This window comes from Komagataeibacter intermedius TF2, assembly GCF_000964425.1.
Classification (GTDB): Bacteria; Pseudomonadota; Alphaproteobacteria; order Acetobacterales; family Acetobacteraceae; genus Komagataeibacter; species Komagataeibacter intermedius.
This window is the reverse complement of sequence record NZ_BANF01000231.1, coordinates 1-3,277: the sequence shown is the minus strand read 5'-3', so window position 1 is coordinate 3,277 and position 3,277 is coordinate 1. Positions and strand designations below refer to the sequence as shown.

Genomic DNA, 3,277 nt, shown 5'->3' with positions numbered 1-3,277 from the left:
CGGATAACGGGAGAAGCTTCGAAGATCATCTTGCGACTGCTGCAACAAAAATTGGCTGCGTTGCTTTTTATTTCATGCAGGTTTTGAGAGCAGATTCGAGTCTTCTTTGGGATTTTCTTTCGCCAAATTGACCGGTAGGGCCACGGCAGGCGCTTCGTACGACTTGATATATTCTAACTATTCCCTATTATGGGATACATTGGAGGCGCACATGATAGAAATCCAGCCCGTTACCCTACGCGAAGCGCAGTTTCTGATCGGGATGTCGGAAAAGGATATCAACCGGGCGATTGATCGTGGGGAAGTAGAGAAGATCAGCGAGCCGGAAGAGGACATGCCGGTTCACGGTGTGGGGAAGGGGCGTAGGCGGGTACGAAAGATCGGGCTCTCGGAGTTGTTGTTTCTGGCGCTTGAAAAGCAGATGCATGCGGATCTAACTCCGATGGGGCGTCGGAAGCTGTATCAGGCCTTCAAAAAAAATGAAGCAAAAGCCAGAACCGTAAGCTTTGGTCCTTTTAAAGCCAATATTACCGAAATTCATCGTAATTTTCTATCCAAATACAAGAAACTCCTCGACGCCAAGAAAAATATATTGGAGGAGGATGGGACTGATCCTGTTATAAAGGGAACGGATATATCTGCTTATCGTGTTGCTGCCCTCGCACAGGGACAGACAATCAAGGAGATCAAAGCGGACTATCCGACCCTGACCGAGGAACAGATTGAATCTGCTATTGCTTACACGGAGGCTTATCCCAAACCTGGGCGTCCATATCCGGTCCGGAGTTTTCGGCGGGCGGCTGGTGCATTGGCAGAGATGGGTATTTTTGATGCCATAGAGACTGGAGCTGAATCGGCAAAAGAATGATATTACTTCCCAGTGATCTGGACACCGATGGTCTCGGCTAACTCGACTAGAGCCGCATAAGTGTCTTCATTTTCCACGATATCGACCGAAGGTGCAATGCTGCTCAATGGATCTGGTGGCAAGCGATCTCCAAATAGGATGATAGCGCGCGCACGGTCGTCCTGACGCGACACCCACTCTAAACCTTGAACGTCTGGGCACTGAGCGTGAATGGCTTCGGCCCACTTGCGCGTTTGAGGATATATATCCTTATCAGTCTCAATGAGATCAACACGTGGAATACCGAGCTTGCGCAAGGCTGTGCTGCTAAGATCTGCAAGCGTGAGGTCAGTCGAGGACTGAAGTTGTGAATATTGATGGTTCTTTAGCTTTCGCTTTGCAACGGTCTTCAGTCCTGGCTCATGGGGAACATCATGGAAGACGGTCTCCATGGCTGCACATTCTAACGTCGTGCCGCCATAAATGGTCGGAATGGATATACCATTTGCATCAATGATCGGGCTAAATCGGGCGTTTCCTCGGGGACCAGGATTGAACGTATTTGCTCCGTAAGTCTCAGGATGGATGCGGTGGATTGTCTTGTCTGCCGACCAAATCGTTTTTTTTACGAGAGCATTAAGGTCTGGAGGGGGACGCGGGATTGTGCGGGACGTTGCTGTGACGGCGACAGGCGGGGTCGACGGTGACTCTGTCGTCTTCGGTTTTGCGCGAGATGTGGATATCTTCGTTGTGCCGGAATGTGCGGTGCTACGAGACTTTGGCTGAGTTGGCCGCCTCGGTTTAACCATGGAGCACACCTGCGATTTCGTCTTCTGCAGCCGCTAAGACGCGCTCTGGCGCACTTTTAAGTAAATCCTTAGGAGCCGTGCCGCCAAGAAAGCTGTTTGCTGACGCAAACCAGATTGCAATGTCCCATGCATCCAGTTTGCCTTTGAACACCTTTAGAATTGGGACAAGTCCCTTGATTGGGCGGTATTGCATGTCGCGGTCGAGTGCATACGCCGGATACAGATCATTCCCGTCATGTCGCAAAGCAAAAACTTTTCCTTCGCGTTTCCACTTGTTTGGCTGGGCGCTGGCATTTTGGCCTTTGAAACCTGCAATTTCAGATAGTTGAACAGCGCTGATCCACTCTGCGCTCTCAAGAACCGTTTGCCGAGCATCTGCGTTCATGCGTGCCTCAGTAATGAGGTGCTCGGGAGGAGACGCAGCCGGAACAAGTGCATCAACAAGCTTCTTGAGGGTCGCTGTTTTATGAATGGCAAGCCGATCAATGATCAGGGGAGCAATAAGCCGAACGGCCTCTGCAAATGCCGATGCGGTGCTTTTATTGGCATGTGCAAGTTGAAAAACAACGAATTGATTGTTGTCTGTATCCTGCAGACTGTCGCGAATTTCACGAACAGAGCCAGTTATCGGCTTAATGCCGGTGTTCGTGATTTCTCGATTTGGGACTGCGACCATGATTCCCTCCTAGGATATGATGGATAGATATATATATAGATATCCTACCTAGTCAATGATGGTGCGTGGCGGTGATCGTTCCGCGACGGGTGATGCAGCAGGCGAGGCCTAACACCACTTGTGAGGTGGCGAGTTCGAAGTCGATTGAGGCACGCGTAAGGGCTTCGGGCAATATGGGAACGAACGGGGCCTGGGGCAGCATTGAAGGCAAATTTGGTGCCTTGAAGACCGATGCTGCGCCGGGAGCAGGGTGGCGGATCTGCGCTCTTTTTTATACGCACCTGCACTATGGTGGGGAGTGCGGACACAGTTTTCTACGCGAGGAGCCGACTGCTGGTAGGAACGGTGCCGTAAAAGGCGGGTGCCAGAGTTCGCAGAAGGTCACATATGACGGTATAAGGCGTGTTGTATGTCAAATATGAATTATAGTCATGGGCTCACCCAAATCTCACTTGGCTCTTGAACAACTTGGCCATGACCTTCGTGGCGCGCGCCTTCGGCGCGGCATGGCGATAGCCGATCTGGCCGTTCGTACCGGCACGTCAGCAAGTTCTGTCGCGCGCCTGGAAAAGGGAGATTCCGGTGTTGGGATCGGCACTCTGGCCGACGTGCTTGGTCTTCTGGACCGGCTGGCCGACCTGATTGATATCCGCAAGGACGATCTGGGACTGGCGTTGGCTGCTGAACGTCAGCCTCGTCGAGGCCGAACTTCCGCGACCACGTTACGCAGGCAGCAGGACAAGGATAAGGCCGCGCATGGGAGAACGGATGTTATTGATCTGGACGGTGCTTCGTTCTGATGCCTGATTTCAGCGCCCATGTCGTTCTTGGCGACAGCCTGACTCCCGTGGGTCAACTGCGTTTCACGCAGGCAGGTCCGCGGCAGTTTTCGACCTTCACCTATGATCCGGCCTGGGTCGAGAATTCTCGGGCCTTTGCCATCCA

The 3,277-nt window shown here is 52.3% G+C and carries 4 protein-coding genes; 2 read left to right on the top strand and 2 right to left on the bottom strand.

All coding sequences use genetic code 11. The features are described from left to right. The first annotated feature begins 211 nt into the window (after positions 1-211). Entirely contained in the window at positions 212-868 is a 657-nt protein-coding gene (locus B7449_RS16595; protein ID WP_048883856.1) for a DUF433 domain-containing protein, read from the top strand. Positions 869-870: 2 nt separating this feature from the next. On the opposite strand, the gene B7449_RS16590 is transcribed toward B7449_RS16595, so the two are convergent. Then, a complete protein-coding gene (locus B7449_RS16590) occupies positions 871-1,656 on the bottom strand; it encodes an RES family NAD+ phosphorylase (RefSeq protein ID WP_223846567.1) in 786 nt (261 codons plus the stop codon). Then, complete coding sequence (locus B7449_RS16585) at positions 1,649-2,332, bottom strand: hypothetical protein (protein WP_019091453.1); 684 nt, start codon at positions 2,330-2,332, stop codon at positions 1,649-1,651. The genes B7449_RS16590 and B7449_RS16585 overlap by 8 nt, the downstream gene beginning before the upstream one ends. Positions 2,333-2,763: 431 nt before the next feature. Here B7449_RS16585 and B7449_RS16580 point away from each other — a divergent pair, with 431 nt between their 5' ends. Next, the gene (locus B7449_RS16580) at positions 2,764-3,132 is read left to right on the top strand and encodes a helix-turn-helix domain-containing protein (RefSeq protein ID WP_048883855.1); all 369 of its coding nucleotides are present in this window, start codon (positions 2,764-2,766) and stop codon (positions 3,130-3,132) included. The last annotated feature ends 145 nt before the right edge of the window (positions 3,133-3,277 follow it).